The 26,313-nt window shown below is 46.0% G+C and carries 23 protein-coding genes; 10 read left to right on the plus strand and 13 right to left on the minus strand.

Annotated elements, in window-relative coordinates:
• The first annotated feature begins 14 nt into the window (after positions 1 to 14).
• The 6 genes from L0660_RS02305 to L0660_RS02325 all read left to right on the plus strand — a co-directional run bounded on the left by L0660_RS02305 (position 15) and on the right by L0660_RS02325 (position 7,745).
• On the plus strand, positions 15 to 2,102 hold the full coding sequence (locus L0660_RS02305) for a prolyl oligopeptidase family protein (RefSeq protein ID WP_235157461.1): 2,088 nt from the start codon (positions 15 to 17) through the stop codon (positions 2,100 to 2,102).
• A 121-nt stretch (positions 2,103 to 2,223) separates the two neighbouring features.
• Positions 2,224 to 3,249: a hypothetical protein gene (locus L0660_RS02310; RefSeq protein WP_235157465.1), complete on the plus strand. Its 1,026-nt coding sequence runs from the start codon at positions 2,224 to 2,226 to the stop codon at positions 3,247 to 3,249.
• On the plus strand, positions 3,237 to 3,629 hold the full coding sequence (locus tag L0660_RS02315; protein ID WP_235157468.1) for a hypothetical protein: 393 nt from the start codon (positions 3,237 to 3,239) through the stop codon (positions 3,627 to 3,629). Before L0660_RS02310 ends, L0660_RS02315 begins: the two co-directional genes overlap by 13 nt.
• Before the next feature lie 96 nt (positions 3,630 to 3,725).
• On the plus strand, positions 3,726 to 3,959 hold the full coding sequence (locus L0660_RS26270) for a T9SS type A sorting domain-containing protein (RefSeq protein ID WP_409013378.1): 234 nt from the start codon (positions 3,726 to 3,728) through the stop codon (positions 3,957 to 3,959).
• A 251-nt stretch (positions 3,960 to 4,210) separates the two neighbouring features.
• The gene (locus L0660_RS02320) at positions 4,211 to 6,334 is read left to right on the plus strand and encodes a bifunctional aldolase/short-chain dehydrogenase (protein WP_235157469.1); all 2,124 of its coding nucleotides are present in this window, start codon (positions 4,211 to 4,213) and stop codon (positions 6,332 to 6,334) included.
• A gap of 127 nt (positions 6,335 to 6,461) precedes the next feature.
• Positions 6,462 to 7,745, plus strand: a complete 1,284-nt coding sequence (locus L0660_RS02325) for a TIM barrel protein (protein ID WP_235157472.1) — start codon at positions 6,462 to 6,464, stop codon at positions 7,743 to 7,745.
• 269 nt (positions 7,746 to 8,014) lie between these two features.
• Here L0660_RS02325 and L0660_RS02330 read toward each other — a convergent pair whose 3' ends face one another.
• Both L0660_RS02330 and L0660_RS02335 read right to left on the minus strand, forming a co-directional pair.
• Entirely contained in the window at positions 8,015 to 9,034 is a 1,020-nt protein-coding gene (locus tag L0660_RS02330) for a GntR family transcriptional regulator (protein WP_233795370.1), read from the minus strand.
• A gap of 95 nt (positions 9,035 to 9,129) precedes the next feature.
• On the minus strand, positions 9,130 to 10,485 hold the full coding sequence (locus L0660_RS02335; protein WP_233795371.1) for a DUF6600 domain-containing protein: 1,356 nt from the start codon (positions 10,483 to 10,485) through the stop codon (positions 9,130 to 9,132).
• A gap of 303 nt (positions 10,486 to 10,788) precedes the next feature.
• Here L0660_RS02335 and arfB point away from each other — a divergent pair, with 303 nt between their 5' ends.
• Positions 10,789 to 11,196: an alternative ribosome rescue aminoacyl-tRNA hydrolase ArfB gene (gene arfB / locus L0660_RS02340; RefSeq protein ID WP_233795372.1), complete on the plus strand. Its 408-nt coding sequence runs from the start codon at positions 10,789 to 10,791 to the stop codon at positions 11,194 to 11,196.
• Positions 11,197 to 11,229: 33 nt separating this feature from the next.
• A complete protein-coding gene (locus tag L0660_RS02345; protein WP_233795373.1) occupies positions 11,230 to 12,471 on the plus strand; it encodes an MFS transporter in 1,242 nt (413 codons plus the stop codon).
• A gap of 12 nt (positions 12,472 to 12,483) precedes the next feature.
• Here L0660_RS02345 and L0660_RS02350 read toward each other — a convergent pair whose 3' ends face one another.
• From L0660_RS02350 to L0660_RS02370, 5 genes are all read right to left on the minus strand, one after another.
• Positions 12,484 to 12,825 (minus strand): DUF6984 family protein, encoded by a 342-nt coding sequence (locus L0660_RS02350; RefSeq protein ID WP_233795374.1) that lies wholly within the window; start codon positions 12,823 to 12,825, stop codon positions 12,484 to 12,486.
• Positions 12,822 to 13,868 carry a hypothetical protein gene (locus tag L0660_RS02355; RefSeq protein ID WP_235157474.1) on the minus strand — a complete coding sequence of 349 codons (1,047 nt, stop codon included), beginning with the start codon at positions 13,866 to 13,868 and terminating at the stop codon, positions 12,822 to 12,824. Before L0660_RS02355 ends, L0660_RS02350 begins: the two co-directional genes overlap by 4 nt.
• A 50-nt stretch (positions 13,869 to 13,918) precedes the next feature.
• The gene (locus L0660_RS02360; protein WP_235157477.1) at positions 13,919 to 14,263 is read right to left on the minus strand and encodes a DUF5615 family PIN-like protein; all 345 of its coding nucleotides are present in this window, start codon (positions 14,261 to 14,263) and stop codon (positions 13,919 to 13,921) included.
• A complete protein-coding gene (locus L0660_RS02365; protein WP_235157479.1) occupies positions 14,253 to 14,498 on the minus strand; it encodes a DUF433 domain-containing protein in 246 nt (81 codons plus the stop codon). Before L0660_RS02365 ends, L0660_RS02360 begins: the two co-directional genes overlap by 11 nt.
• A gap of 106 nt (positions 14,499 to 14,604) precedes the next feature.
• Positions 14,605 to 18,048 (minus strand): HEAT repeat domain-containing protein, encoded by a 3,444-nt coding sequence (locus L0660_RS02370; protein WP_235157482.1) that lies wholly within the window; start codon positions 18,046 to 18,048, stop codon positions 14,605 to 14,607.
• A gap of 216 nt (positions 18,049 to 18,264) precedes the next feature.
• Here L0660_RS02370 and L0660_RS02375 point away from each other — a divergent pair, with 216 nt between their 5' ends.
• Both L0660_RS02375 and L0660_RS02380 read left to right on the plus strand, forming a co-directional pair.
• Positions 18,265 to 19,557, plus strand: coding sequence for a hemolysin family protein (locus L0660_RS02375; protein WP_233795377.1), 1,293 nt, complete (start codon positions 18,265 to 18,267; stop codon positions 19,555 to 19,557).
• Positions 19,558 to 19,601: 44 nt separating this feature from the next.
• Complete coding sequence (locus L0660_RS02380; RefSeq protein WP_235157485.1) at positions 19,602 to 20,015, plus strand: hypothetical protein; 414 nt, start codon at positions 19,602 to 19,604, stop codon at positions 20,013 to 20,015.
• A gap of 98 nt (positions 20,016 to 20,113) precedes the next feature.
• On the opposite strand, the gene galU is transcribed toward L0660_RS02380, so the two are convergent.
• From galU to atpA, 6 genes are all read right to left on the minus strand, one after another.
• Positions 20,114 to 20,977 carry a UTP--glucose-1-phosphate uridylyltransferase GalU gene (gene galU / locus L0660_RS02385; protein ID WP_026630622.1) on the minus strand — a complete coding sequence of 288 codons (864 nt, stop codon included), beginning with the start codon at positions 20,975 to 20,977 and terminating at the stop codon, positions 20,114 to 20,116.
• A 112-nt stretch (positions 20,978 to 21,089) separates the two neighbouring features.
• Positions 21,090 to 22,085, minus strand: a complete 996-nt coding sequence (locus L0660_RS02390) for a mevalonate kinase (RefSeq protein ID WP_235157487.1) — start codon at positions 22,083 to 22,085, stop codon at positions 21,090 to 21,092.
• Positions 22,086 to 22,239: 154 nt separating this feature from the next.
• Complete coding sequence (locus L0660_RS02395; protein WP_233795380.1) at positions 22,240 to 22,767, minus strand: YceI family protein; 528 nt, start codon at positions 22,765 to 22,767, stop codon at positions 22,240 to 22,242.
• A gap of 124 nt (positions 22,768 to 22,891) precedes the next feature.
• On the minus strand, positions 22,892 to 23,626 hold the full coding sequence (locus L0660_RS02400) for an outer membrane lipoprotein-sorting protein (RefSeq protein WP_235157491.1): 735 nt from the start codon (positions 23,624 to 23,626) through the stop codon (positions 22,892 to 22,894).
• A gap of 128 nt (positions 23,627 to 23,754) precedes the next feature.
• A complete protein-coding gene (gene atpG / locus L0660_RS02405; protein WP_026630626.1) occupies positions 23,755 to 24,639 on the minus strand; it encodes an ATP synthase F1 subunit gamma in 885 nt (294 codons plus the stop codon).
• Positions 24,640 to 24,645: 6 nt separating this feature from the next.
• Positions 24,646 to 26,223: a F0F1 ATP synthase subunit alpha gene (gene atpA / locus L0660_RS02410; protein ID WP_233795383.1), complete on the minus strand. Its 1,578-nt coding sequence runs from the start codon at positions 26,221 to 26,223 to the stop codon at positions 24,646 to 24,648.
• Positions 26,224 to 26,313 lie beyond the last annotated feature (90 nt).

Genomic DNA, 26,313 nt, shown 5'->3' on the forward strand with positions numbered 1-26,313 from the left:
TTAAAAACATTGCAATGAGTACGATTGCCGCTTCCATGCTGACCAATGGTTTGGCTCAAAAGCTAGATTATCCATCTACAAACCGCGTTGATCACATCGATGAATATCACGGAATCAAGGTTTCTGATCCTTATCGCTGGCTGGAAGATGACCGTTCAAAGGAAACCGGCGAGTGGGTTAAGGCACAGAATGATGTCACATTCAAGTATTTAGATAAAATCCCTTTTAAGAACAAGATCTTTCTTGATCTGGAAAAGGCCTATAATTATCCCAAATATTCGGCTCCGAGGAAAAAGGGAGACTATTATTATTTTTATAAAAATGATGGTCTGCAAAATCAGGCAGTGCTGTATCGCCAGAAAGGAGAAAATGGAGCGCCTGAAACCGTAATCGATCCCAACAAACTCTCCGCGGACGGAACCACCAGACTTACTGTTTTCAGCCTGTCAAAAGACGGGAACCATGCTGTTCTGGGCTTTTCGCAAGGCGGCTCCGACTGGCAGGAATATCAGGTGATGGACATGAAAACGCTCACAATGCTTGCTGATAAGGTAGAATGGGTGAAAATCTCCGGCGCGGCATGGCAAGGCGATGGCTTTTATTACAGTCGTTATCCAAAACCGGAAGGCAGCGCGCTGGCCGCCAAAAACGAAAATCACCAGGTTTATTTTCACAAAATTGGAACAAAACAAAGCGAGGACAAGCTCATATTCGAAGATCCGGCAAACCCGCAACGTTTCCACACCATCGGAACCACTGAGGATGAGCAATTTGCCGTGCTGAGCGTAAGCGATCGCGGAAAAGGAAAGGATGGAAATGGTTTGTGGATTTTGAAAAAGGGAGAAACGAAATTTACGCCTATCAAAGAAGAGATCACCGATTTTCAATATGGTGTGATTGAGAACATTGGCGACGACTTTCTAATTGAAACCAATGAAGACGCGCCAAACAGCAAGGTTATGCGCTATGTCGCGGCGTCCAAATCCTGGAAAACGGTTCTCCCCGAAAAGCCCGAGCCTCTGCTAGGTGCAGGACTTGCAGGTAACAAGTTATTTGCGTCCTATTCCAAAGACGTCAGCAGCCGAGCTTATGTTTATAGCATTGACGGTGCATTGGAAAATGAGGTGAAGCTGCCCGGCTTGGGAACAGCCAGCGGATTTGGCGGTGAACGTGAGGACAGCTTTGTTTTTTACACCTATACATCATTTAATTACCCGCCTACCATCTTCAAATACGACATTGCCAGCAAGAAGAGCGCTGTTTTTCGCGAACCTGAAGTGTCATTCAAGCCCGAAGATTATGAGACTGAACAGGTTTTCTATCCCAGCAAAGACGGCACCAAGATCCCCGCGTTCATTACTTACAAAAAAGGAATGAAACGCGACGGCTCCAATCCCACGATCCTGTACGGATATGGCGGTTTTAATATCAGCCTAACCCCGGCTTTCAGTCCTACGCGCATTCCTTTTCTGGACCAGGGCGGCATTTATGTGCAGGCCAATTTGCGCGGAGGGAGTGAATACGGCGAGAAATGGCATGAGCAGGGGATGAAGCTCAAAAAGCAGAATGTGTTCGACGATTTCATTGCTGCTGCGGAATTTTTGATCAAAGAGAAATATACGTCTGCTGCAAAATTGGCCATTCAGGGTGGTTCTAACGGCGGATTGCTGGTAGGAGCCGTCATGAACCAGCGGCCCGAGCTGTTCAAAGTTGCGTTTCCGGCAGTAGGAGTGATGGACATGCTCCGTTTCCACAAATTCACCATCGGCTGGAACTGGATCGCCGACTACGGCAGCAGCGATAACGCCGAGGAATTCAAAGTCCTTTACGCTTATTCTCCGTTGCACAACATTAAGGAAGGCGGCAAATATCCGGCAACAATGATCACCACAGCTGATCACGACGACCGCGTGGTGCCCGCACATTCATTCAAATACGCCGCTGAACTCCAAGCCAAAGCAGGCAAATCATCCGATAATCCGCTATTAATCCGCATTGACACCAACTCCGGCCACGGCGCCAGCAACACCAAAAAAGCATTAGAAACGCAAGCGGATATTTACGCTTTTATGTTCGCGAATATGGGGTTGGTTTGGAAGTGAAACTGCGACAACGATCAGAAGTGCAATTAAAAATTTAAATCTTATCAAATCCTGCTCCCTTATGTAACTAGTTGTGGATTAATGGATAGTTTTGGTTGTTAATTCTACCAACTTTCCATATATGAAACACTGTGTACTTTTGATGCTTTTGCTTGGGGCTTTCAATTCTTTCGGCCAGGACCTGGAAAATGACCGGCTCGCTTTGGTGGCACTTTTCAACGCTACGGGCGGACCGCTTTGGTTCTCTCAACAGCATAGCGGACCTAAGTACGGCGACGAATATGGGGCCTGGATTGTTCCTGGCAATCCCGGTGACAATCCCTGCGGCTGGTATGGGATTACTTGTACGGGAGGAAGGGTCACAGATATCCGACTGACAAATAATGAGCTTACAGGATTTATTCCATCGGAAATCGGCAACCTCTCGGCGCTAAAAACACTCGAACTTGCAGCGGGGCCGCCATTATTGTACGCACATCCTCCACTTACCGGCTCCTTGCCATTATCACTTGGTAATCTCTCCAATTTAGAATCGCTGGACTTACAAGATAATACTTTCGAAAAAGCGAATTTTAATGTGATCTTCACATTGACCCGTTTAAAGCACATGAGCTTTTCCGCGTTCTGGCCGGTGCCCGTAACGATTGGTAATTTGTCAGACCTTGAAGATTTGACAATTCGCAGCGCTTACACGAGCGAAAGTGTTTTTGGCGATTCGGACATTGGTTCTATTCCTGCAGAAATTGGTAACCTCACCAAACTCAGGAATTTATTAATAACAAATACCCGTTTCAGTGGTCCGATCCCCGACCAAATTGGAAATTTGATAAACTTGCAGGACCTAAGCATTTCGCATGTGAATGAGGCTGGACCAATTCCAGCCACTATCAGAAATTTGATTAATCTTAGGGTCTTAGCGTTGGCGGAGAACGGCCATACAGGCACCATCCCGGCTTCATTCAATGCCTTAACCAAGATAAGATGGATGGTATGCGTTTCGAATCGACTATCCGGAACGATCCCGCGGCTGCCAGGGATAAAATCCTTAAGCGTCTCTGTTTCAGGAAACAATTACGATTTCGATGCTTTCGAACCTGATGTCAGGCCATTGCAAATTACAGTTCTCAGAGGCGCTTGCCGATCGTGAAATCCCAGGGCAAGCTATCGGTGAATGCTGGTGGGACAATTGTAAATAATACGTACAAATGGTATCATAACGGCGCTGTGATAGAGACAAAAACGGGAGATAATACACTTACATTAGCGGAGCCAGACGGTTATTACCAAGAAGAAGTCACCAATAGCCAGGCGCCGGGTCTGACACTTTTTAGCGATACATATCAGAATGCTCTTCCCGTACACCTGATCTCATTCACCGCCCAGCCCCGGCCGGATCGAAACAGCTTGACCTGGATCACGACGTCTGAAACTAACAACAAAGGCTTTGAAATAGAAAGAAGCGTTAATGCGCGAACATTTACAACGATTGGCTTTGTGTATGGAAATGGCGATGCGAATGAACGTTAAACCTATCATTATTCAGATTCCCATCCTTTTGACATTACCTATTATCGTCTGAAGCAGCTTGATTATGACGGCAAGTTTGAGCATTCGAAGATTATTGTGGTCAAGCAGGAAGGAAGTACGATAGGCATTTATCCCAATCCCGCGCAAAATCAATTGACTGTTTCAGGGTTGCGTGACCGAAAGCATGTATTCATTTATAACCAAAAAGGAGCGATTGTTTCCGAACAGGTAACGGATGTGAAAGGAAATCTAAATACGGGAGGTTTGCCGAATGGCATTTACAACGTCCGAATCAATAACCAGACAAAAAAGTTACTAATTCAAAAGTAGCGGACTAAGGTAAAAACGTTACAAAATGGTCTGAACTATGAAAGCATGGTTCGGACCATTCTTGTTTTCGGCTAACTTCTTAATCTCCCATTATTTCTCAATTTATTTCTACATGCAGGATACAACAGGACGGTGGGAATTGGTAAGTTTTCTAATCTTGTGACAGTTACAGAGTAGTATTCATAAAGTGATACCCTTTCAGAAATTGGAATCACTTTCCTCAAAAATGATAATTAATCAACTAAGAATATATGAGCAGTTCTAATGTAAGCCAGTACAGGTATGTTAGCTATTTATGGGATGAAAGCAAAGCGGCCTCGCTTGGTGATGATCAGGTAGCACTTCTTTTGTACCGTTCCAATTTGTTGGGTGCAGACCTCCGTCTTACTAATTACGCGGGTGGTAACACAAGTTGTAAAACCATCGAAAAAGATCCGCTGACCGGTAATCCGGTTGAAGTAATGTGGATCAAAGGTTCTGGTGGCGACATTGGCACTTTAACAAGAAGCGGCCTGGCTGGACTTTATCAGGATCGCCTGCACAATCTGAAAAACATTTACCGCGGACTGGAATTTGAGGATGAAATGGTGGAGCTTTTCAACCATTGCATTTACGATCTTAAATCCAAGGCGCCTTCCATAGATACGCCTTTACACGGCTTATTGCCCTTCAAGCACATCGATCACCTGCACCCGGATGCATTAATTGCCATTGCAGCGTCCAAAGAAGGAGAGGCGATTACCAAAGAACTTTTTAACGGGGAACTGGCGTGGGTGCCCTGGCAACGTCCCGGTTTTGATCTTGGATTAAAACTGGAACAGGCACTGGCAGAGAATCCGGGCATACGCGGAATCGTATTGGGCGGTCATGGCCTGTTTACCTGGGGTGATACGGCTTACGAATCTTATATCAATACGCTGGATACAATTGAAAAAGCTTCTGAATATCTGAATGAGCATTATGGCAAAAGCCGTCCGGTTTTCGGAGGCCAGCGCCTGGAAAGTGAGCCTGAAACACGTCGTTCAGAAATAGCCGGCAAACTGGCCCCTTACCTGCGCGGATTAGCTTCTGAACAACAGGCCATGATCGGTCATTTTACGGATGACGCGCGCGTGCTTGAATTCATCGGCAGCCATGATCTGGATAAACTGGCACCATTAGGCACAAGCTGCCCGGACCACTTCCTTCGCACGAAAATACGTCCGTTGGTTCTGGATTTTCCATTTGAAAAACTCGGCGCAACAGACCAGGAAATCCTGGATCAGATCCGTCCTCAGTTTGAAGCTTACCGTGTTGATTACCAGGCATACTACGACCGTTGCAAGCATGATAACAGCCCTGCGGTCCGTGACCCTAATCCGGTCATTATCCTGTTACCGGGCGTCGGCATGTTCTCTTTTGCGAAGGACAAGCAAACGGCTCGTGTTGCGGCTGAGTTCTATATCAATGCAATCAATGTAATGAAAGGTGCGGAAGCGATCTCTTCTTACGTCTCATTGCCTGAGCAAGAAGCATTTGACATTGAATACTGGCTTCTGGAAGAGGCTAAATTACAGCGTATGCCAAAGGAAAAGTCTGTATCACGCAAGATTGCGGTTGTTACTGGCGGTTCAGGCGGTATAGGAAAAGCTATTGCATTAAAATTGTTGCAAGAAGGCGCCTGCGTGGTGATTTCAGATATTGATGAAAAAGCATTGGCAGAAACCAAAGCGGAATTCGATGCGAAATTTGGCAAAGACTTTTCTGCAACTACCATAGCAAATGTGCTGGAAGTGGATCAGATCAAAGCTGCGCTTCATACCACGAAATTGAAATACGGCGGCGTGGATATTATTGTAAACTGTGCTGGCTTATCCATTTCAAAACCTCTGGCAGAAACGACCATTAAGGATTGGGATATTTTGCAGGATGTTTTGGTGAAAGGCCAGTTCCTGGTTTCTCAGGAAGCGGTTGCTATCATGCGTCAGCAGGGATTGGGTGGTGATATCATTAACATTGCCAGCAAAAACGGAATCGTTTCGGGCCCTAACAATGTGGCTTATGGAACCGCAAAAGCGGCTCAGCAGCATATGTCACGCCTTTTGGCAGCAGAATTGGGACCTGATAAAATCCGTGTTAATGTCGTGAATCCCGATGCTGTAATTGCTGGAAGCAAAATATGGGAAAGCGGCTGGGCAGCAGGACGCGCGAAAGCTTATGGCATCAGTGTAGCCGAATTGCCTGCCTATTATGCTAAAAGAACAGTTTTGAATGCTGAAATCCACACAGAAGACATTGCCAATGGCGTTTATATCTTCGTAAGTGGCTTATTAAACAAAAGCACCGGAAACGTAATCAACGTAGACGGCGGTGTTCCCGCAGCATTCCTAAGATAGCAAAGGACAAACTATTCCCGCGACTTTAAAGTCGCGGAAATGTTTACAATAATCTTACATTTCAAGAATTTTAAATCAGACTTTCTAAGTTTTTACAACTTGGGAAGTCTTTTAAATTTTGACAAAAATGAAAATCGACCAATATCAGATAGACCAGCATAACGACAGCATATTGTCGCGCCATAACAGCCAGTTCAACTTCCTGAACGAGCAGCTGGGCGAGCAGGACATTAATTCAAACGAGATTATCAATGCTCTGAAAGCATTTCAGGTTGCCATTCCAAGCTGGGCGTTAGGCACGGGCGGGACGCGTTTTGGTCGTTTTTCGGGCGGAGGAGAGCCGCGTTCGCTGGAAGAGAAAGTGGAGGATGTCGGTCTGTTACATGCATTGAATCGTTCGAGCGGATCCATTTCGCTGCATATTCCCTGGGATATCCCTCAGCAGGCAGAGTCCATTATCAGCCTTGCAAATTCACTCGATCTGAAATTTGATGCAGTTAATTCCAATACATTCCAGGATCAGAAAGATCAGGCACATTCCTACAAGTTTGGGTCACTTTCTCATGTGGATCCTGCGGTTAGGAAACAGGCTGTTGAGCACAACATTGAAGTGATCAGATATGGCAAAGACCTCGGATCAAAAGCGCTATCAATCTGGCTTTCAGACGGATCGTGTTTTCCTGGACAATCTAATTTTGTAAAAGCATTTCAAAATACGCTGGAATCTTTACAGGAAATTTACGCCGCATTGCCGGCGGATTGGAAAGTTTATGTGGAATATAAAGCCTATGAGCCGAACTTCTATTCGACCGTAATTCAGGATTGGGGCAGTTCATTGTTATTCTGCCAGAAACTAGGGCCAAAAGCAGATGTCCTGGTTGACTTAGGACACCATTTGCCTAATGCCAACATTGAGCAGATTGTAGCCACACTCATGATGGAAGGCCGTTTGGCAGGTTTCCATTTTAACGATTCCAAATATGGCGACGACGATCTGACCGTAGGCAGCATTCGTCCTTATATGCTGTTCCTGATTTTTGTAGAACTGGTAGAAGGCATGAAACGCGCCAACCGCGCAGCAGACACGTACGCCTGGATGATTGACGCAAGCCATAATGTAAAGGATCCGTTGGAAGATCTGCTGCAATCGGTTGAAGCCATTTTGATATCCTACGCACAGGCATTGCTCGTGGACCGCAACAAACTGGAACAAGCCAGAATGCAAAACGACGTCGTCCTCGCCCAGCAAATCCTGCAAAATGCTTTTAGGACGGATGTCCGTCCGTTGGTTCGTGAATCCATGCGAATGAGCGGCGGATCGCTGGATCCGATTGGCTTGTTCCGGGATTTGAAAGTTAGGAATGAACTGATGAATGAGCGGGGAAGAGTGACGGTGGCTACGGGGTTGTAGGGAAGCATAGTGCGCTTCACTTCGGTTTGGGGAGCGTTGTGCTCGCACTTCGGCTCCGCTCAGTGTGACAGGGCATGTAGCTGTGTCTGTCACACTGAGCGGAGCCGAAGTGAGGACCGCAACGCCCTGTCAGCCTGAGCGGCCCGGGCCGCCGGAGGGTCGAAGGCACGTCCCCAACGCCCTGTCACACTGAGCGGAGCCGAAGTGCGTCCCCAACGCTCCTGACAAGTAAACCAGCGAACAGGCGACCATGCGAACAAGCAAACACCTCATAGCGACTTCCTCCGAATCAACGTAAACGGGTTCTTCACAACTGCCCTTCTATTTTCCGTAATCAATTCCGCAGCCGTCTTCCCCATCTGCTCATGATCGGTTGAAATGGTCGTAATCCCGTCCAGCAGAATTTCCTTCAACGGCGTTTCATTATAGGAAATAATGCCGATGTCCTTCCCAATCGTCAGCTGCTGTTCGCGGCATTTTTTGATCAGATTAACCAGGTCATTTTCTTCAATGACCACGTAGGCCGTATCCTTTACTGCCGTGCTGTTCTCATGAAAATCGTACATGATCTCGTGTTCAAATTCGTGTTGGATGCAGAAGATCCGGAAACCTTTGATGATTTCTTTGGGATAGCGGATGATGGTTGGAAAAATGAGGATCAGTTTTTTGTAAACTTTCAATAAGTCAACGGCCTCATTTAACGCATAAACGATATCTTTTTCGAAGTTTTGGAAGACAGAAGAATGCTTTTTACTGTTCAGTTCAATGTCTTTATCCAACAAAATCAGCTTCTCAGGCGGGATCATTTTTAAAGCTTCAATGGCCTCTTCCGCTTTTTCGTAGAAATGCGGCATGATCACATAGTAATCGTATTCACCCAGGCTGTTTTTTATCAGATTCTTGAAAATGTTGGCATTAGAGTGGTGGATATGCAGGTCAACATTCACGTTGCGGCCGACATTCTCCACAAAAGCATTGTAAATCTGCTTCTTATAGTTACTTATTTTGTTGAAAACCAGCAGAATACGCACCGATGTCTCAATGTCGACGCGGTTGATAAAATAACCTTTGCCCCGAACGGAAATTAGTACACCGTCTTTGATCAAATGTTTGTATGCCTTTTCAACAGTGTCCCGGGAAAGCAAATACTCTTCACTTAACTGATTGATCGAAGGAATTTTATCGCCACGTTTTAGTTTCCCCTTACTAATCGCCTGCAACAGCGACTTAATGATCTGCATGTATTTCGGCGCACTTTCCTTAAACTCGATATCAAACTGTATTTCCATTAAAACGGTATTTAAATGCAGGGTAACTATAAATTAAAAACAGCCGGGCAAGAAAACTACTTTCTTACCCGGCTGTTTTATTAGGCTTTTAAAATTTATCTTGGCCCTCTGCTGCTTCTATCCGAAGCGCCGCCGCCGCCTCGTGAGCCTCTTTCGGAACTTCCCTGTGAAGAACGCGCATCAGGCGCGCTGCCTCTGGATTCATAAGAACCTCTTTCGGATGAACCACGGTCTGAGCGGCTTTCGCGTTGGACAGGCGCTTCATAGGAACCTCTGTTGGAACGGCTTTCGCGTTGGACAGGCGCTTCATAGGAACCTCTGTTGGAACGGCTTTCACGTTGAACAGGCGCCTCATAGGAACCGCTTTGCTGACGACTTTCGCGTTGAGCCGGTGCTTCATACGATCCTCTTTCCGAACGGCTTGGTCTTGTTGCAGGCACTTCGTAAGATTCTCTGTTTCCGCCGGGATTTACCGGCTCATTACCACGTTCCGACCGGCTGCTTCTTTCCGGGCCATTGTCAGGCACGTCACGGTTGGGAACTCGCTCCGCACGGGTTGGCGCTTCGTACTCGCGATTGCTGCGGCTGTTATTATCACTGCGGTTGGCCTCATATCCGGGGTTTCTGCCATTGCCTCTGCTGCTCCGGTCCGATGAACCTGCGTCGATGGTTGATCCGCGGCGATTCGCATCGTTATATCTGCTGCTGCGGTCGTTATAACCGCGGCTGTTGTCGTATCTGTCATTGCCGCGGCTATTGCCCGCAACAACCACACGTCCCCTGTTCCGCATATCAATTTCACGAACGGAAACACTTCTTCTGGTTACACGCTCAATTTCATCACGTCTCGGGCCGTAAGCGTAGGTTCTGTTGTTATTATAATAGTAGTTGTTGATAATGGTCGTTCTGCCATAGTAATGCGAAACGCGGTTGCGCGGAGCGCAGTACGAATGCCAGCGCGGGCTGGTAATGTAACGTTGCGGGACAAAAACCCACCAGAAAGAAGGCAGATTCACCGAAATGTTCACTTGCATACCAGGACCCAACGGTGCCCAGCCATAGTATCCGCCACCGGAACGCCAGTTAACCCATGCCGGGCCCCATTCATAACCCGGAATCCAGAACCAGCCATTATAATCATCAAAAGACCAGCGCCCGTAGTGAAATGGCGCCCAGCCCCAGTCGTATTCCGAAACCCAGGTGTTGCCATATTCGGTCACTTCCCAGTATCCCGCAGTGGAGTAGGGCTGGAAGCCGGATGGTGCATCTGGTACCCAAACGGAGCCATATTGCGGCGTCCGGACCCATCGTCCGTAAGGAGACAGCTCTTCATAGAATGTTTGAAAAGAAATGTTAACTCCGGGCTGGGCCTGTGTCTTGCTAGATATGGAAACACCGCCGAGCAAAAGCAAGATCAGGCCCATTATCCGAAGTTTTCGCATGATTTTCATGGCTATATGGATTAGTTGTTTTTCTTTATTTAAATCGTAGGTAAGACACACTATTTTGGTTTTGGTTTAAACGCTGTAAAACGCTGCAATCGGTATAAACAATCCACGTTGCAACAGAGTAACATTCGGATTCCAGCTTTGTTCTTAAATGATGAAATTAAGTAATTGATTATTAATGCTTTATTTGTCTATTATAAAAGATTTCAATTGCCGCTTGCTGACTGTAAGACAATTGTAAACTAATTTAGCCCTATCCGCCATCGTCAACATTAACAACACATTAACAATATTTTCAGTCAGCCAATGGTCAACCCTGAAATTTTACACAACGAACTGGTCTTTCAAACTGCGCGCAGCGGCGGAAAAGGAGGGCAGAATGTAAATAAAGTCGAAACAAAAGTGGAGCTAAGATTTGATATCAAAAATTCACAGCAACTTACCGACGAGCAAAAACAGACATTGATCGAAAAGCTGGCGAATAAGCTTACCAACGAGCAGGTCCTCATCCTGTATCATCAGACCGAGCGTTCGCAGCTGGCCAATAAGGATAAAATTATAGCCAAGTTTAACGATCTGATCAAAAAAGCATTCACCGTACAAAAAAGCCGCCGCGCTACTCGCCCTACGCTTGCTTCGAAACTGGACAGGCTGCAAACGAAGCAGCGGAATTCCAGCATTAAATCATTGCGTAAAAAGTCATTCGAAGAATAGATTCCCGGCGTTACCAATTCCTCTTTTATCCAAATGAATGCCATCACTCCTGCTCAGCCTAAATTAAGTGCCGTTTTGACCATTCCCGTTATCGTTGCCTCGCTGGGCTACTTTGTGGATGTGTATGACCTGCTGTTGTTTAACATTGTCCGTGTGCCCAGCCTGAAAGATCTTGGGTTGTCGGAAGAGGAGATTTCCCGCATAGGCGCCAACATTTACAACTGGCAGCAGGCAGGCTTGCTCATTGGCGGCTTTATGTGGGGCATATTGGGCGATAAGCTGGGCCGGAGGTCAGTTTTATTTGGATCTATTTTTACTTATTCGCTGGCGAACATTGCCTGTGGTTTTGCCAATAATGTTGAGTTGTACTCATTTTTGAGATTTATTGCAGGGTTAGGACTGGCCGGAGAGCTTGGCGCAGGCATTACGCTCATTGCCGAAATCTTACCAAAAGAGCTGCGTGGCTATGGCGCATCCGTAGTTGCCAGCGTAGGACTGGCCGGTGCTATCGCGGCATTTTTTGCGGTAAAACTGACGGATTGGCGCATCGCCTATTTCATAGGAGGAGGAATGGGACTGATACTCCTGGGTTTACGGATTAATGTGCTGGAATCCGTTATTTTCAATAAAAGCATAGAAAACCGGGCAAGCAAGTCCGTCCCGTGGTGGACGATTTTTACGAGCTGGTCGCGGTTTGTGCGCTATATCCGCTGCATGGGGATCGGGCTGCCTACTTATATGGTCATTGGAATTTATTCCACTTTTGGAAACGAATTTGCGAAAGCACTGGGCATTACCGCCGACGTACAAGCAGCATCGTGCGTGCTTTACACCTACATTGGCGTGGTAACCGGTGATTTTTTTAGTGGGATTTTGAGTCAATGGCTGCAATCAAGGAGAAAGGCAATCCTTTTAATGATGTCAATGACGCTAGCCGGGGTGGTGTGGCTGCTGTATGGCGGGATCGAATCGACTACAATGCTTTATGCTTGTTATGTATGGCTCGGATTCTCAATCGGCTACATTGCCATGTTCCTGACCACAACTGCAGAACAATTCGGGACCAACCTGCGGGCGACCGTAACAACGTCTGTTGCTAATAATGTAAGGGCAACTGTCCTGATTACATTGCCTGTTTTCCAGCTTTTAAAGCCGGGCTGGGGCGTTTTGAGTTCGGGTGCAATCGTTGGTGCCGTTTGCTTCGGGCTTGCCTTGCTTTCGCTCTGGAAAATGGAAGAGACTTATGGAAAGGAACTGGATTACGAAGAGGTCTGAAAGCGAGCGTTTTTACTCTGCTTTTTGTGAAAATATCAGCTGATCCGGCCGCGGGTAGTCGATTAGTTTTGAAAAATCTACTTTCCAAAAGTCAAGGTCGAGGAGGTGATTTTGAGTGTCTTTGGTGAGTGTGATAACAACCGGTGTGCCGTCGCTGTCGACATACTCCGCCTGAATTAAGTCGCCCTCGTACGCGTCAACATTCCCTCCCAGACTAATGCTCCCCATTTTTCCACCCTCATATTCGTCCACATCATTATTGATCGGGAAATCCTTTGGGTCGAGGTTTAATGTTTGGAGCAGAAAATGGATGAGGTTAATTTCGTTTTGTCTGATGGGCCTTATGCTGCTCATGAATCCGCTTTTGATATGCTGTTTTTATTTCTCAACTGCTCGGCTTTTTTTCCTACAAACCAGAATGACAGCGCGAGAACGGCAAAGAAAATCCCTTTGTTGGTCCTGTCCCAGAAATATTCAAAATATCTTGTATAAATATTAACCAGGAAAAACACCAGTCCCAGGTCCCGCAATGTTTCCAATTTGTTCTGAAACGCGTAAACAAGCAATAGGGCAAGCATAATACTGAAACCCAGCGCCCAATACCAGAAGTAACTCTGCTTAATCGCCGTCCACCCACTCAGGTCATCGTAATTTCCAAAAATGGATAGTGTCCACGCGGCCAGCAAAAATAGGAAAAGGCCAATGGAGTAAGTTGTTTCCTGGAAGAATGGCAGGAGTTTAAGCTTTTGCAAACCAATAGAAAATAACCAGATAGCCAGTCCGAAAACGGTCATCCGCAACGGATAATTCATTCCCAGAAACCGGTAACTGCCACCGGACCAGAAATGTGTCTGAGCGCCCCACCAGCCTGCCAGTGAAATGATCATCACCGTCCATAGCAATGTAGAACGGAGGAAAACCGCCACGCCACCGTAAACAACGGTTGCTATGAGCAGTGGAATGGCATAGTTTCCGTCAAAATTGGTAAAACTGCGCGTCCAGTAAGTGATTGCGACGCCGATAGTGAGGATAATGGTAATGTTGTAGGTTTCATTGCTGGCTTTTGCAGCGGGATATTTGGTTTGTCTTCTTTTGGCAAGATAAATAAATAAGGCTGCCAGTGCAGTGAAGCCAATCCCAAAAATGGTTTCCGAAAAGCCCCATTTGTTACGCAGTTGTTCCAGCCACTTTTCATCAAGCACCAAAGCACCAAATGCAAGCAAACCACAAGAAACAGCCGAAATCAGCGCGTAAATAGCGATCGCATCCACATTGGCATTACGCAACTGATAACTGTTCCGCAGTTCCTCCGCCAATTCCCCGGAAATCTTATTGCTCTCCTGCCAATGCTGAATAGCCTTACTAACCGCCTCCGCCTCCTTCTTATCTAATTCCATTAATGTTCATTGTTGATGAATTGAAATTCCGGCTCGGTAGAATTGGTCCGTTAGTTAAATGCCTCAATCTTATCATTAAATATAACGACCAATTTGTATTCATTGCTCAATGTTAAAACTTCTTCCCAGATCTTTGAGACGAGCATATGAAAATTTTTCATCGACATATTGCCGGTTCGAAAATGTATAATTCTTGGAGGAGGGGAGGAAATCAGGATGCGATTGGAGAAATCGGCATCTTTTGAAATGATAGTCATCTGGTTTTCTTTTGCATTTGCCCAAATGTCCGAGTCAACAGCGGTCCGTTCAATGTCCAGCTGATGAATGTAATTTTCGTTATTCCAAAGGGAAAAATAGTAAGGTAAGTTTACATCAATTAAGTACTTAGGCAACATGCTTTATCTCTTTGATGAAATAATTCCGGTTCATCATTTCAATTGCAAACTCATAGCAAGCGTCGATATCCTCATTTTCCAGACTGGGATATTGATGTAATAACTCTTCCCGACTCGTGCCAGCGAACAAGAATTCAAGAACAGTCTGAACGGTAATCCGCATGCCGCGAATAACAGGGCGTCCGTTGCATACGTCAGGATTTACAGCAATTCTTTCGGTCAGGTAGGTTGTCATAGCTCAATATTTATCCAAAGATACGCATTAAAAAGACAACGAATATTTTGCCAAATGCTTTCTAAAATAAAACTCCGGATCGTTTATGATCCGGAGTTTTTTAATACTATCGCCCGCTTTTCAACCCCGACAGAAACTCAACCATATCCCTGATTTCTCTTTTGGACATGATTGTGGCCATGGGGGGCATGCTGGATGGGACGTTGTCGCGTTTGGCGATCCTGGCGGTTGCGATTTTTAATGGTTCGGCTTCTGACGTTTTCAGGACCAGTTCGTGGTCGCTTTCCTGGGTCAGGATTCCTGCGACGGATGTGCCGTCTTTCAATGTAAGCATAACCATTCCGAATCCGGGCGAAAGCCGTGCGCTTGGCTCGATCAGCGCCTGTAATATTTGATCTCTTGAAAGCACATTGCCAATGTTGGAAAGGTTAGGGCCAACTTCGCCGCCCTGGCCGCCTATAGAATGGCAACGCACGCATTCCGCAGCAGAATTGGTCATAAAATATCTTCTGCCCAACTGTGCATTTCCACCAAAAAGCGCATCCTGGTAGTCAGCAACGGTCATTCCAGTCGTACGCAACGGAGCCAGTTTCGCGATCAGCGCTTCGGACTTGGTAGAGTCAACTGCCTCCGAAAGATCCAATGCAAGGCTCTGTGGCAATTTCTTGTCTGACATTTTACCGATCAGATCTTCAAAAATACCTTGTGTTTTAGCCACAGGGATCGTGCCCAAAACACGTAACATTTGCTGTTGTTCCTTTACACTTCCTTTTTCAAAAATGCTTTTCGAAATGTCGGTCAATGCTTCTTTTGACATATTTACGCTTCCTGCCATTCCCAATGCCGCTGTGCGCACATCCGCGTCTGTATCGGTCATACCGAGCTTCATCGCCGTTTCCATATCCCAATATTTCAGTTCGTTCAGCGCGACAAGCATGGCGGTTCTTACTTTCGCGTCCTTATGCGTGCTCAGGATCTTTGCCAAAGCAGCATTGTTTTCAGACATTCCCAGGTTTGTTACCATTTGCGCAGCTGCGATCAATGTGCCTGCGTCGTTGTCATTCAGTAATCCTGCAACAACCGGCTGAACTTTCGACTTTACAAGCGCTGGATCACGTTCCACAATGCCTCTGTAACGACCGTCCACGCGATCCATAACGGATGGGCTAGCCCAGGTTCCCAATGCTGCCAAAGCCTCAGTGCGGACGTCTTTGTCCACATCATTTCGTTGTGCAAAAGCAATGAGATTATCCAGTTGGTCATTTGTTCCAACGCGCAGGGAAGCATTTATCGCTCTTCTCAGCAATGGCTCGGAAGTGAATCTTTTCTCTTGCAAAAGTGCTGCTAATGCAGGCAGGGAAGCAGGAGTAGACAAGTCGTCATTGATCGCACGAGCTGCCTCGGTTACAATGTATTCATCTTTATCCTGCAAAAACACGCTAACTTTTTCATTACGCAGTCTTCTTAAAACAAGCACGGCGGCAGTCCTAAGCGATTTTTCAGGGCTTGATGACAAGGCTACGATCGGTTCAACCTCACCAATCCGGGACAATGCAAGCACGGCGGCATGTCTTAAATAAACATCCTGATCATTATTGGTTTTTATCATTGCCAAAAGTGGTGCAACGGCCTGTTTGTCAGCAATGCGTCCGAGCGCCTGCGCTCCGAAGAACTGCATTCTTGGGTTCTTGGATGCAAGCATAGGGATCAGCATGGGACCAGCTTCGGCAATTTTTGCGTCGCCGAGCACTTTCGCAGCTTGAACCGAAATTTCTTCATCCGAATCTTTCAGCAATGTCATCAGCACATTTGCATAGGCTTTATCCTGACGCGCCAATTGGCCCATTCCCCAGATACCGTGAATTCTTTCCAGCTGATTGCCTGTTTGCGCAATGGCTTTGCTCAGAACGGCTGCACCTTTTGCGCCGCGCGTTGCCAGTTCAAACTGTGCTTTCTGACGGATACGCATATCCTGGTTGCCCAATAAGGTCAACAGCATATCATCCGTTTGCTTTGTGTAATCCAATTGCATAAGGCGTTTTGTCACCGTCCGCAGCTCTTTCAGGTCATTTTTGTCATCCGAGACATCCAGTTTCCAAACCCTTCCGTAATTTTTTGTATCCCAGCCATTGATCCAGTCAGCCACGTACAATGCACCATCCGGCCCGAAGCGAATGCCCGTGGGCAGGATTCCGTTCAAGATATTTTTTTCACCATCTAAAACGAATGACGCACCTTTCGGCTTCAAGCCAAATGCCCAAATCGGTGAACGGGCAGGGTTACCCACGAACTCAACCAGGAAGAATTTGTTTTTCCAAGCCGATCCCAATGCTGTCCCCGGGTTGTATTGCATACCCGTCGGACCGTTGTGGAAATTCTGAATGGGCGGGATAATGTATGCCGCCTGGCCATCCCAACGCGGTTTATACAATTGTTCATCCATCCAAACTTTATAACTGTTGTTCTTAGGATCCGTATATTTTCCGTATTGCCAGTTCGACCTCCAACCTGCGTCAGAGCCTTCCACAACATGGACCAAACGCTCACTTTCACCTGGATGGTCACCATCGTTATCCGAGCTGATCAGGTTTCCGTATTCGTCGAAGACAAATTCATGCGTGTTTCTCAAACCATGCGCAAAAACCTCGAAATCACTTCCATCAGGGTTAGAACGGGCAATGATGCCCGAGTTTGGATGCTCGTGTTTCACGCCTTCGGCTGTGGTAATGTTAGCGCCAATGTCCCCGATGTTCCAGTAAATTTTACCGTCCGGTCCTTCAATCGGGTTAGACATTCCGTGACCCCCAAAGCCAATGTGGACGCCATAACCGTGGCTAATGGAGGTTTTTTGGTCCAAAACCCCGTCACCGTTTGTGTCTGTCAGTCTCCATAGATCCGGAGCAATTGCAACGAATGCGTCTTTCGCGCGAATCAGGACACCACCGGCAACGTCGGAAACTTCTTCAAAGAAATCGTCCAGAATCCGCATGGAAATATCTGCAATGCCATCATTATCAGTATCTTCTATGCGCCAAACTTCATCTTTTTCTACGGCTAGATCTTTCCAGTCATGGCTTCCGTCGCCATTCAGGTCTTTCAGCCAGCTGTTTTCCTTGCTTTTCTCAGGCGCAAAGGTGCTGCGCAGAAAAGCGCGACGCTCTTCCACAGTCTGCAACGCAATAGAAGCGGTCATCCAGTTCCGGTGACCCCGAATGTCAAACTCTGAATTTTTCTGACGGTTCGTTCTGTTCAAATAAACCCTTCCCTGATCGTCAACAGATATTGCAACCGGGTCCGGTGCAAGGGAATCTGATGCCCAAAGATCGAGTTTGAGGCCGTCAGCAAGCTTAACGACCGTTTTGTCACGGATTTCTTTGGCGCGTGCTTTACCTGTTGCTGCATCCTCTTTAATGATAACAGCTGTGCTGTTCGTCTTCGACGTAACACCCGTTTTGGAGCCAGTCGGCGACATTTTCATGCAAGAGACCACGACAACACCCGTGGCAGCAAGAAGAAATAATGGTTTTCGTAAATGTTTCTTGGAAATCATTGAGGCAGTTCCTTATTCAGGATTTAGTTATAATCTTGTTTGGTCAGAATAAATGAAAATTAAAGAGGCGCTACACCAGCCATTATACTGTCAAAAACGCATTCAATACAATATTAAAACAATTCAGGTTGCACGCTTATGTGCCCTGCTGTATTATTTGGAATAATTTTTTCATAACATGCAGTTCATTACCCTTTTTTCAAAAACACATCTTGAATGGCTATCCAGGTTTTAATAACATTAGTACTCGTCTTGTTAAATGGTTTTTTTGTGGCTGCGGAATTTGCGATTGTGAAAATCCGAGCCTCGCAGTTGGAGCAAAAAGCGCAGGAGGGGAATCCAATGGCCGTTTTATCAAAAAAAATCGTTGCTAATCTGGATGGATATCTGGCTGCTACGCAATTTGGAATAACACTTGCAAGTCTTGGTTTGGGTTGGATAGGGGAGCCGGTTGTCTCTAAGATACTGATTGGGGGAATGGAACTGGTGGGAATTTCACTGGAACCTGAGCTGGCGCATCAGATTGCTTTGCCGGCCGCTTTCGCCATTATCACGGTGCTGCACATTGTTTTTGGTGAGCTGGCGCCTAAATCCATAGCGATACAACGCCCCGAAGCGACTACATTATTCCTATCCTATCCGTTGCATGGCTTCTATCTTGTTTTCAGGCCGGTTGTATGGATGCTGAATGGCATTGCTAACTTTATTCTTAAAGGAGTGGGCATCACACCTTCGCACGGGAGCGAAGTGCATAGCAGTGATGAGTTGCGTTATCTGGTTCAGCAGCAGAAGGATAGCGGCATGATCGAAGCGGCAGACTATGATCTGATTAAAAACGCATTCAATTTTTCCGAACGGATCGCCAAGCAGATCATGATTCCAAGGCCGCAGGTTTTTGGAATTGATATCAACGACTTTGATGAGGCAAAGCTTGAAAAAGTCATTGAAGAAGGCTATTCCAGAATTCCGGTTTATGAAGATACGCTGGACCAGATTGTGGGCGTGCTGCACTTGAAAGATCTGCTTTTAAGAATGAGGCAGGGAAAAGAAATCGTGCTTAATGAGCTTATCAGGCCCATCTCTACGGTTCACGAATCCAAACCTATCGGTGCATTATTGCGGGACTTTCAGCTCAGCAGGCAGCAAATGGCGGTGATTATTGATGAATATGGAGGTGTTGATGGCATTGTGACGATGGAAGATATTCTGGAAGAGCTGGTTGGGGAAATTCAGGATGAGTACGACAATGAGATTCCCATAGTGAAGAACGAAAGCGACAATACATATACAGTATTAGGTTCAGCATCGATCACGGATATTAATGACAAACTGCCACACGATATTTCAAAGGAAAGTGATTACGAAACGCTGGCCGGTTATCTGATCTACAAATTCGGCAGAATTCCGGCTATTGGTGAAAAACTTAAAACCAAACATTTTGAATTCACCATTCTAAAAAAGCAGCGGGCAACCATATCGCAGGTAAAAATCACTGTGTTTGATGACTGATTATTATTTGTTGAGATTCAATAACACTTCAATCTGACAATGTTATGAAACAGGCCGGTATATATTTGATTGTATTATTTCTTACAGTGTCTGGTCCTGCTTTCGCTCAAACAAAAAAGAAGGATTCTTTCCCTACATATGAACAGATCAGAGGCAACAAATCAGAAATTTACGACTTCGTAGCGCCCCAAAGCATTCAGGTTAGCCCAACTTCCGCAATTCCCGAAACCGGTAAATACAATTCCATTAAGCGCAGCATTCTCACCGACCACGGGTTTGACGTTTTCGGTTATCCCAAAGACAGTGTTACTTATATTTTAAATGGCAGAAGGGAAAAGAACGCAAAACGAGCAGAGACGGAGATCAGGACAAACAGCAGGAACATTACCGATATTTCAATCGGCGCAGTGGATGCAAAGGGGAGAAGAGTGGTTCGGATTGATTATGAGGTGAAGTAGCTATTAGCCCTGTCAGCCTGAGCGGAGCCGAAGGCGCGCTACTCCTTGGTAACGCGCCTTCGGCTCCGCTCAGGCTGACAGGACTAGTAAATAACTCCCTACTTATTCAAGATATCAATCAAAAACTGCCTGAACGGCTCGGCGAACTCTTTTCTTTTCAATGCAAACTCAACAGTTGTTTTCAGATAATCCAGTTTATCGCCAATGTCGTGGCGCTTGCCTTCTATACGGTGTGCGTAGATATTTTCGCGTTTTAAAAGGAGTAACAATGAATCCGTTAGCTGGATCTCGTTGTTTTTGCCCTTTGGTGTTTGCTCGATTGTATTGAAAATTTCCGGTGTCAGAATGTAGCGGCCTGCTATGGCGAGATTGGATGGTGCGACTTCGATGGCCGGCTTTTCGACCAGCGCGCTCAATTCCATGATGGTGTCGCTTAATGATGTTCCGCCTACAATTCCGTAGCGGTTTACTTTCTTGGGATCGACTTCTTCCACCGCAATGACTGAGCCGCCAAACTGCTCATAAGTGTCCATTAACTGTTGGGTAACCGGGATTACAGAATCCATGATGGTGTCGCCCAAAAGCACAGCAAACGGCTCATTGCCAACGTGGTGTCTTGCATAATAAATTGCGTCCCCTAATCCATTGGCTTCTTTTTGTCTTACAAAATGCACATTGGCCATGTCGGCCAGGCGGCGCATTTCATTGAACCACATCAAATCTTCCTTCTCTTCCAGACGGCTTTCAAGTTCCACATTCCGGTCGAAATGGTCTTCGATGGCTCGTTTTCCTTTTCCTGAAATAATCAGAATGTCCTCAATTCCCGAATCAACAGCCTCCTGAACCACATACTGGATCGTAGGAATGTCGATAATAGGAAGCATTTCTTTGGGCATCGATTTGGTTGCAGGCAGAAAACGGGTTCCAAGTCCGGCAGCAGGAATTACAGCTTTACGAATCATATTATGTTGGCTTTCGGCCGTTAGCATTCAGCCTTCGGCATCGTTGGTGTTAATTGGTAAATATATCTTTTTTAATGAAGTCTTTTGAAGGTAAGGGCGGATCACCCATCGCCTAAACCACGAACGGCTTAATCACCCGCGCGTTATGTTTTTTAAGCTCTACAAAAAGCTGGTTTAGCATATCATCATCATGATAAATGCCTATGATGGTTCCGCCGGACCCCGCGAATTTCGCAGATGCGCCGCAGGAACGGGCTGCATTGATCAGCCTTTTGTTGGACTCGGGCACATTGTAAATTTTGCAGCGCAAGTCGAAATTCTCATTCATTAACTGATGGAGATCGTGCGCACGACCCTCGATGAGCGCTTCGCGACCGTCCGCTGCTCTTTTCGCAATCTGTCCCAGGACGTCAATTACGTCGGTCTCTCCCCGGTCAAAACGTGTCCTGACATCGCTGTGCACTTTGCCGGAAACTTTGCTGAGATTGGTGTTATAAGCTACATATAATTTGGGAAGCAAAGCTGGATCTATCCGTTCGTAAAGTCCGTAACCATGACGGTCGATGAGTTCTTTGTCAAAATCCATATAAACACAGCCTTCATAACATTGAATTACGCGGTCCTGTAACCCGGCTGTAATGCCGAGTTCTTCGGTTTCGGTCACCATGACGAGCTGCGGAAGGATTTCCTTGGGAATTGCAACTTTATAAAACTGCATTAGCGCGCGGAACAATGCAACCACGATCGCGCTTGAACCTGACATGCCAACCTGACGCGGAATGGAAGACCGGTAACGAACAGTGAAATTCCGGTTAGGAAGCCGGATGCCGTTGTCTTCGCAGTAATCCCCGAATTTCTTGATCCCCGCTTTAATCAGCGGAATCCCACCATTGTAACCCAGCATGCTAACTGTGTCGCGCAAGTGAAAAATGCTGCGAAACGTGCTCTCATCCTGCGGCTCCGATTCAATATGGAGTTCAGGGGATTCATATAGTGAAATGGAAGCGCCAAAATTTCTGACAGAAATGGATATCGTTTTCCCAAAAAAACCATCAGAAGGATTGCCTAGCAGCCCGGCGCGGGCATATGCACGAGTTTCAATTATCAAGGTAGAATTCTTTTTTAGCCAAAAGTAATAACTTAATGACGATACAATGCGATCTTGCCCTGATATGCCTGCAATTATTCAGAAATGGGAGGGCATAAAAAAAGCGGGACGATTGCTCGCCCACGCTTTAACAGGAATGGTTTACTATAATATCTTATTGCTTTACAACCTGGATGTTAGCGATCAGTTTCACATCGTCACCTACAACCACGCCGCCTGCTTCTGTTACTGCGCTCCATTCAAGGCCGAATTCTTTACGGTTGATTTTACCAGTGATTTCAAATCCTGATTTATTGTTTCCGTAAAAGTCGGTCATGTTACCACCGTATTCAACAGCAAATTCAACTGGCTTGGTTACGTCTTTCACAGTAAGATCGCCTTTCAAAGTATAACTTTCATCACCTTTTTTGGCTAATGTTCCTTTGATAGTCAGCTTAGGATGTTTCGCTGCATCGAAGAAATCTGCTGATTTCAAATGCTCGTCGCGTTGTGCCTGGTTAGTGTCGATGCTGTTAATGTCTGCCGAAAACAGAACGGTGGCACCTTCAAAATCCTCTGTTTCAGTTTCTACCGAACCTTCGAATGTTTTGAATGCGCCGGTTACAGTTGAGATAACCAAGTGTTTAACTTTAAACTGAACTTCTGAATGCGTTGGATCAATTACCCATGTTGTAGTAGCCATATCTATATCGTATTTAATGTTTTTACATTTAATGTATATACATGTAAATTTAAGGATTAGTTCAGAAGTGCAAAAAAAATCCCGGATATTTTTTATCCGGGATTCAAATGATGTACAAGCTTTTCTATTGTTTCGGCATTTCGAAAATCGTGGGATCTATTTTCGGATTCACTTCAAGTGAACTGATTTTCAACACCATTGCCGCTCCCGGCATGGCCGACGTTGTAACTTCGGAGGTGAAAGGGTAGGTTACGCCGTCCACCTGACGGAAGTCCGACTGTGTATTCTCCGAAGTGACTTCCTGTCCGTTGATCGTTGTAGCAACGATCATTTTAAGAATGTAGAACGTGTCTTTGGAAATGTAGTTCGTACGCTTCGTTCCGTTTTTCAGCGCCATCGACACTTTGTAAACTTTTGCTCCTGCAAGATCTTCCTCGCCGTCGAGCGTAAGTGTGTAACCTTTCTGCTTATAGTTGTATAGACCCGTCAGGTCCGTTTCGGTTGACATGGCTTTCACCGATTCTTCCGGCAATGCGGTTGCCGTGGTTTGTCCGGCCATCGGATTGATTGTCCAGCCCGTATTGCCATTGATTGCCTGTACAACGGTCATTCCCTGCACAGTTGTTTCGCTTCGGAAGCCTTTGTCCTGCACAATGATCGTGCTGATCGGCACTTTCATGTTCATGACCTCCATTTCTGCCGCAATTTTCACACTTTGCAGTTTGGCAAGTTTGTCTGCGCCGCCCATTGCTTTTATGTGCTTGTCGATGACCTCATCAACGGTCTGGGCAAAGGTTATATGCGTTGCTCCCAGCATTAGGATGGCAATCAGCGATTTGGAAAAAGTTGATCTTAACATGAAATGTTCGTTTGTTTTAATTGGAACTCTTAACGTGCCTCTATATTGTAAGTTTGGCAAGATTCAGAAAAAAAAACGGACGGATTATCAAATCCGCCCGTTTCTATAAAATATATTTCTAAGTCCTCTTAGTTCTTCAAAGCTTCTGCTCCGCCGACAATTTCGAGGATCTCAGTTGTAATCGCCGCCTGACGCGTACGGTTGTAAACCAATTTCAGTTCTTTCAAAAGCTCCTGAGCATTCTCAGTCGCCTTATCCATTGCTGTCATACGAGCGCCTTGTTCCGAAGCATTTGATTCTAAAACGGAACGGTAAAGCTGAATTTTCAAAGACTTAGGGATCAATTCGGCAAGAATCTCCTCCTCAGTTGGTTCGAAAATGTAGTTAACCTCAGCTGTTTTTGTTCTTGTTGTTTTATCTTCTGTTGCGATCGGCAGGTAACGGTCAGTGTGAATGATTTGGGTTGCAACGTTTTTGAATTCGTTATAAACCAGATCCACCGCATCGTATTGACCGTCTGAAAACGCTTTCATGATTTCTTCTGCGGCCTGTTTAACAGCCACAAAGTTTAATCTGCCGAAAAGGTCCATGTAAGTTTTATTCACTACAAAACCTCTTTTAGCAAGGGATTCGGCGCCTTTTTTACCAATGGCAAAAATTTCAACATTTCCTCTTGCCGCCTGCGCAGCATATTTTGTCTCGATCAGCAGCAATGTTGCTTTCACAATATTCGTATTGAAAGCACCACACAATCCACGGTCAGAAGTAACAACCACGATAAGCACCTTTTCAACCGGACGAACCGTTTTCAAAGGACTATCCACCGCACTTTCTGCACCGGAAGAAACTGTTGTAAGCATATCACCCAGCTTCTGAGCATAAGGACGCATCTGCATGATGTTATCCTGAGCCCTGCGCAACTTTGCAGCTGCAACCATTTTCATGGCCTTGGTGATTTGCTGCGTTGAATTAACGGATACGATCCGGTTACGGACTTCTTTTAAGCTCGCCATATTTTATTAACGATATTTTACAGCAACTTCACGCGCAACTTTTTCAACTACGTCGGTTACGCTGTTGTCCAGTTTACCAGCACGCAATGCCGATAAAGTGTCTTTATGCTGAGTAGTCAGAACAGTAAGGAAATCTTTTTCGAACTCCTTCACACGGTTCACGTCAACCAAGTCAAGCAGACCTTTTGTAGAAGCGTAAACTGTTGCTACTTGCTGCTCAACAGGAACCGGAGAATATTGAGGTTGTTTCAAAACTTCCTGGTTACGGCGACCTCTGTCAATAGCCAGTTTTGTAGCCGCATCAAGATCCGAACCGAATTTCGCAAACGCTTCCAATTCACGGAATTGCGCCTGATCCAGCTTCAATGTTCCTGAAACCTTCTTCATCGACTTGATCTGCGCATTACCACCTACACGGGATACCGAAATACCCACATTGATTGCAGGACGGATACCAGAGTTAAACAAGTTGGATTCAAGGAAGATCTGTCCGTCTGTAATCGAAATTACGTTCGTTGGAATATATGCAGAAACGTCTCCCGCTTGTGTTTCGATAATCGGAAGCGCTGTTAATGAACCACCACCTTTAACGATTCCTTTCAATGAAGGAGGAAGGTCGTTCATGTTTCTTGCGATTGTATCATCCGCGATGATTTTCGCTGCACGCTCCAAAAGGCGGCTGTGCAGATAAAATACGTCACCTGGATAAGCTTCACGTCCCGGAGGGCGGCGAAGAAGCAAGGAAACCTCACGATATGAAACCGCTTGCTTTGAAAGGTCATCATAGATAACCAAAGCAGGACGGCCTGTATCCCGGAAGAATTCTCCAATCGCTGCACCTGTAAATGGCGCGTAGAATTGCATTGGAGAAGGATCCGAAGCACCTGCTGCAACGATTACCGTGTAGTCCATGGCTCCGTAGCGGCGAAGTGTAGCTTCAATTCCTTTTATGGTTGAAGCTTTTTGTCCGCAGGCAACGTAGATACAGAATACAGGTTCGCCTTTGTCGAAATATTCTTTTTGATTGATAATTGTATCAATAGCAACTGCCGTCTTACCAGTCTGGCGGTCACCGATGATCAATTCCCGCTGGCCGCGGCCGATGGGGATCATTGCGTCGATTGCCTTGATACCAGTCTGAAGAGGCTCAGTTACAGGCTGACGGAAAATAACCCCGGGAGCTTTACGCTCAAGTGGCATTTCATAAAGGTCACCTGTCAACGGACCATTTCCGTCGATTGGTTCAGCGAGTGTATTTACAACGCGGCCTATAATTCCGTCTCCAACCTTTACAGAAGCGATTTCTTTGGTTCGCTTCACGGTGGCTCCTTCCTTGATGTCGCTAAAATCACCCAGCAACACGGCTCCGACGTTGTCTTCCTCGAGGTTAAGCGCGAGGGCTTTAAGGCCGTTCTCGAAAACAAGCAGCTCACCTGCCTGCACCTGGGAAAGGCCATAAATGCGGGCAACACCGTCGCCAACCTGAAGGACTGTTCCTACTTCTTCGAGTTCTGCTTCTGATTTAGCTCCTGCAAGTTGTTCGCGCAGGATGGCCGAAACTTCATCCGGTCTAACAGATACCATAGTATAATTGACTTATTAAAAGTATAGTAGTAAGTTTTTGAAAACTGCCGCAAAGGTAGCGTTTTATTTTAGTATAAAAAGAATGTTTCG

It is taken from the genome of Dyadobacter sp. CY351 (genome assembly GCF_021502625.1).
Lineage (GTDB): Bacteria > Bacteroidota > Bacteroidia > Cytophagales > Spirosomataceae > Dyadobacter > Dyadobacter chenhuakuii.

Excerpts from the sequence above, each read along its gene's own strand:
- L0660_RS02305 (WP_235157461.1), top strand. The coding sequence starts at position 15 with ATGAGTACGATTGCCGCTTCCATGCTGACCAATGGTTTGGCTCAAAAG.
- L0660_RS02310 (WP_235157465.1), top strand. The coding sequence starts at position 2,224 with ATGAAACACTGTGTACTTTTGATGCTTTTGCTTGGGGCTTTCAATTCT.
- L0660_RS02320 (WP_235157469.1), top strand. The coding sequence starts at position 4,211 with ATGAGCAGTTCTAATGTAAGCCAGTACAGGTATGTTAGCTATTTATGG.
- L0660_RS02325 (WP_235157472.1), top strand. The coding sequence starts at position 6,462 with ATGAAAATCGACCAATATCAGATAGACCAGCATAACGACAGCATATTG.
- L0660_RS02330 (WP_233795370.1), bottom strand. The coding sequence starts at position 9,034 with ATGGAAATACAGTTTGATATCGAGTTTAAGGAAAGTGCGCCGAAATAC.
- L0660_RS02335 (WP_233795371.1), bottom strand. The coding sequence starts at position 10,485 with ATGAAAATCATGCGAAAACTTCGGATAATGGGCCTGATCTTGCTTTTG.
- arfB (WP_233795372.1), top strand. The coding sequence starts at position 10,789 with ATGGTCAACCCTGAAATTTTACACAACGAACTGGTCTTTCAAACTGCG.
- L0660_RS02345 (WP_233795373.1), top strand. The coding sequence starts at position 11,230 with ATGAATGCCATCACTCCTGCTCAGCCTAAATTAAGTGCCGTTTTGACC.
- L0660_RS02350 (WP_233795374.1), bottom strand. The coding sequence starts at position 12,825 with ATGAGCAGCATAAGGCCCATCAGACAAAACGAAATTAACCTCATCCAT.
- L0660_RS02355 (WP_235157474.1), bottom strand. The coding sequence starts at position 13,868 with ATGGAATTAGATAAGAAGGAGGCGGAGGCGGTTAGTAAGGCTATTCAG.
- L0660_RS02360 (WP_235157477.1), bottom strand. The coding sequence starts at position 14,263 with ATGTTGCCTAAGTACTTAATTGATGTAAACTTACCTTACTATTTTTCC.
- L0660_RS02365 (WP_235157479.1), bottom strand. The coding sequence starts at position 14,498 with ATGACAACCTACCTGACCGAAAGAATTGCTGTAAATCCTGACGTATGC.
- L0660_RS02370 (WP_235157482.1), bottom strand. The coding sequence starts at position 18,048 with ATGATTTCCAAGAAACATTTACGAAAACCATTATTTCTTCTTGCTGCC.
- L0660_RS02375 (WP_233795377.1), top strand. The coding sequence starts at position 18,265 with ATGGCTATCCAGGTTTTAATAACATTAGTACTCGTCTTGTTAAATGGT.
- L0660_RS02380 (WP_235157485.1), top strand. The coding sequence starts at position 19,602 with ATGAAACAGGCCGGTATATATTTGATTGTATTATTTCTTACAGTGTCT.
- galU (WP_026630622.1), bottom strand. The coding sequence starts at position 20,977 with ATGATTCGTAAAGCTGTAATTCCTGCTGCCGGACTTGGAACCCGTTTT.
- L0660_RS02395 (WP_233795380.1), bottom strand. The coding sequence starts at position 22,767 with ATGGCTACTACAACATGGGTAATTGATCCAACGCATTCAGAAGTTCAG.
- L0660_RS02400 (WP_235157491.1), bottom strand. The coding sequence starts at position 23,626 with ATGTTAAGATCAACTTTTTCCAAATCGCTGATTGCCATCCTAATGCTG.
- atpG (WP_026630626.1), bottom strand. The coding sequence starts at position 24,639 with ATGGCGAGCTTAAAAGAAGTCCGTAACCGGATCGTATCCGTTAATTCA.
- atpA (WP_233795383.1), bottom strand. The coding sequence starts at position 26,223 with ATGGTATCTGTTAGACCGGATGAAGTTTCGGCCATCCTGCGCGAACAA.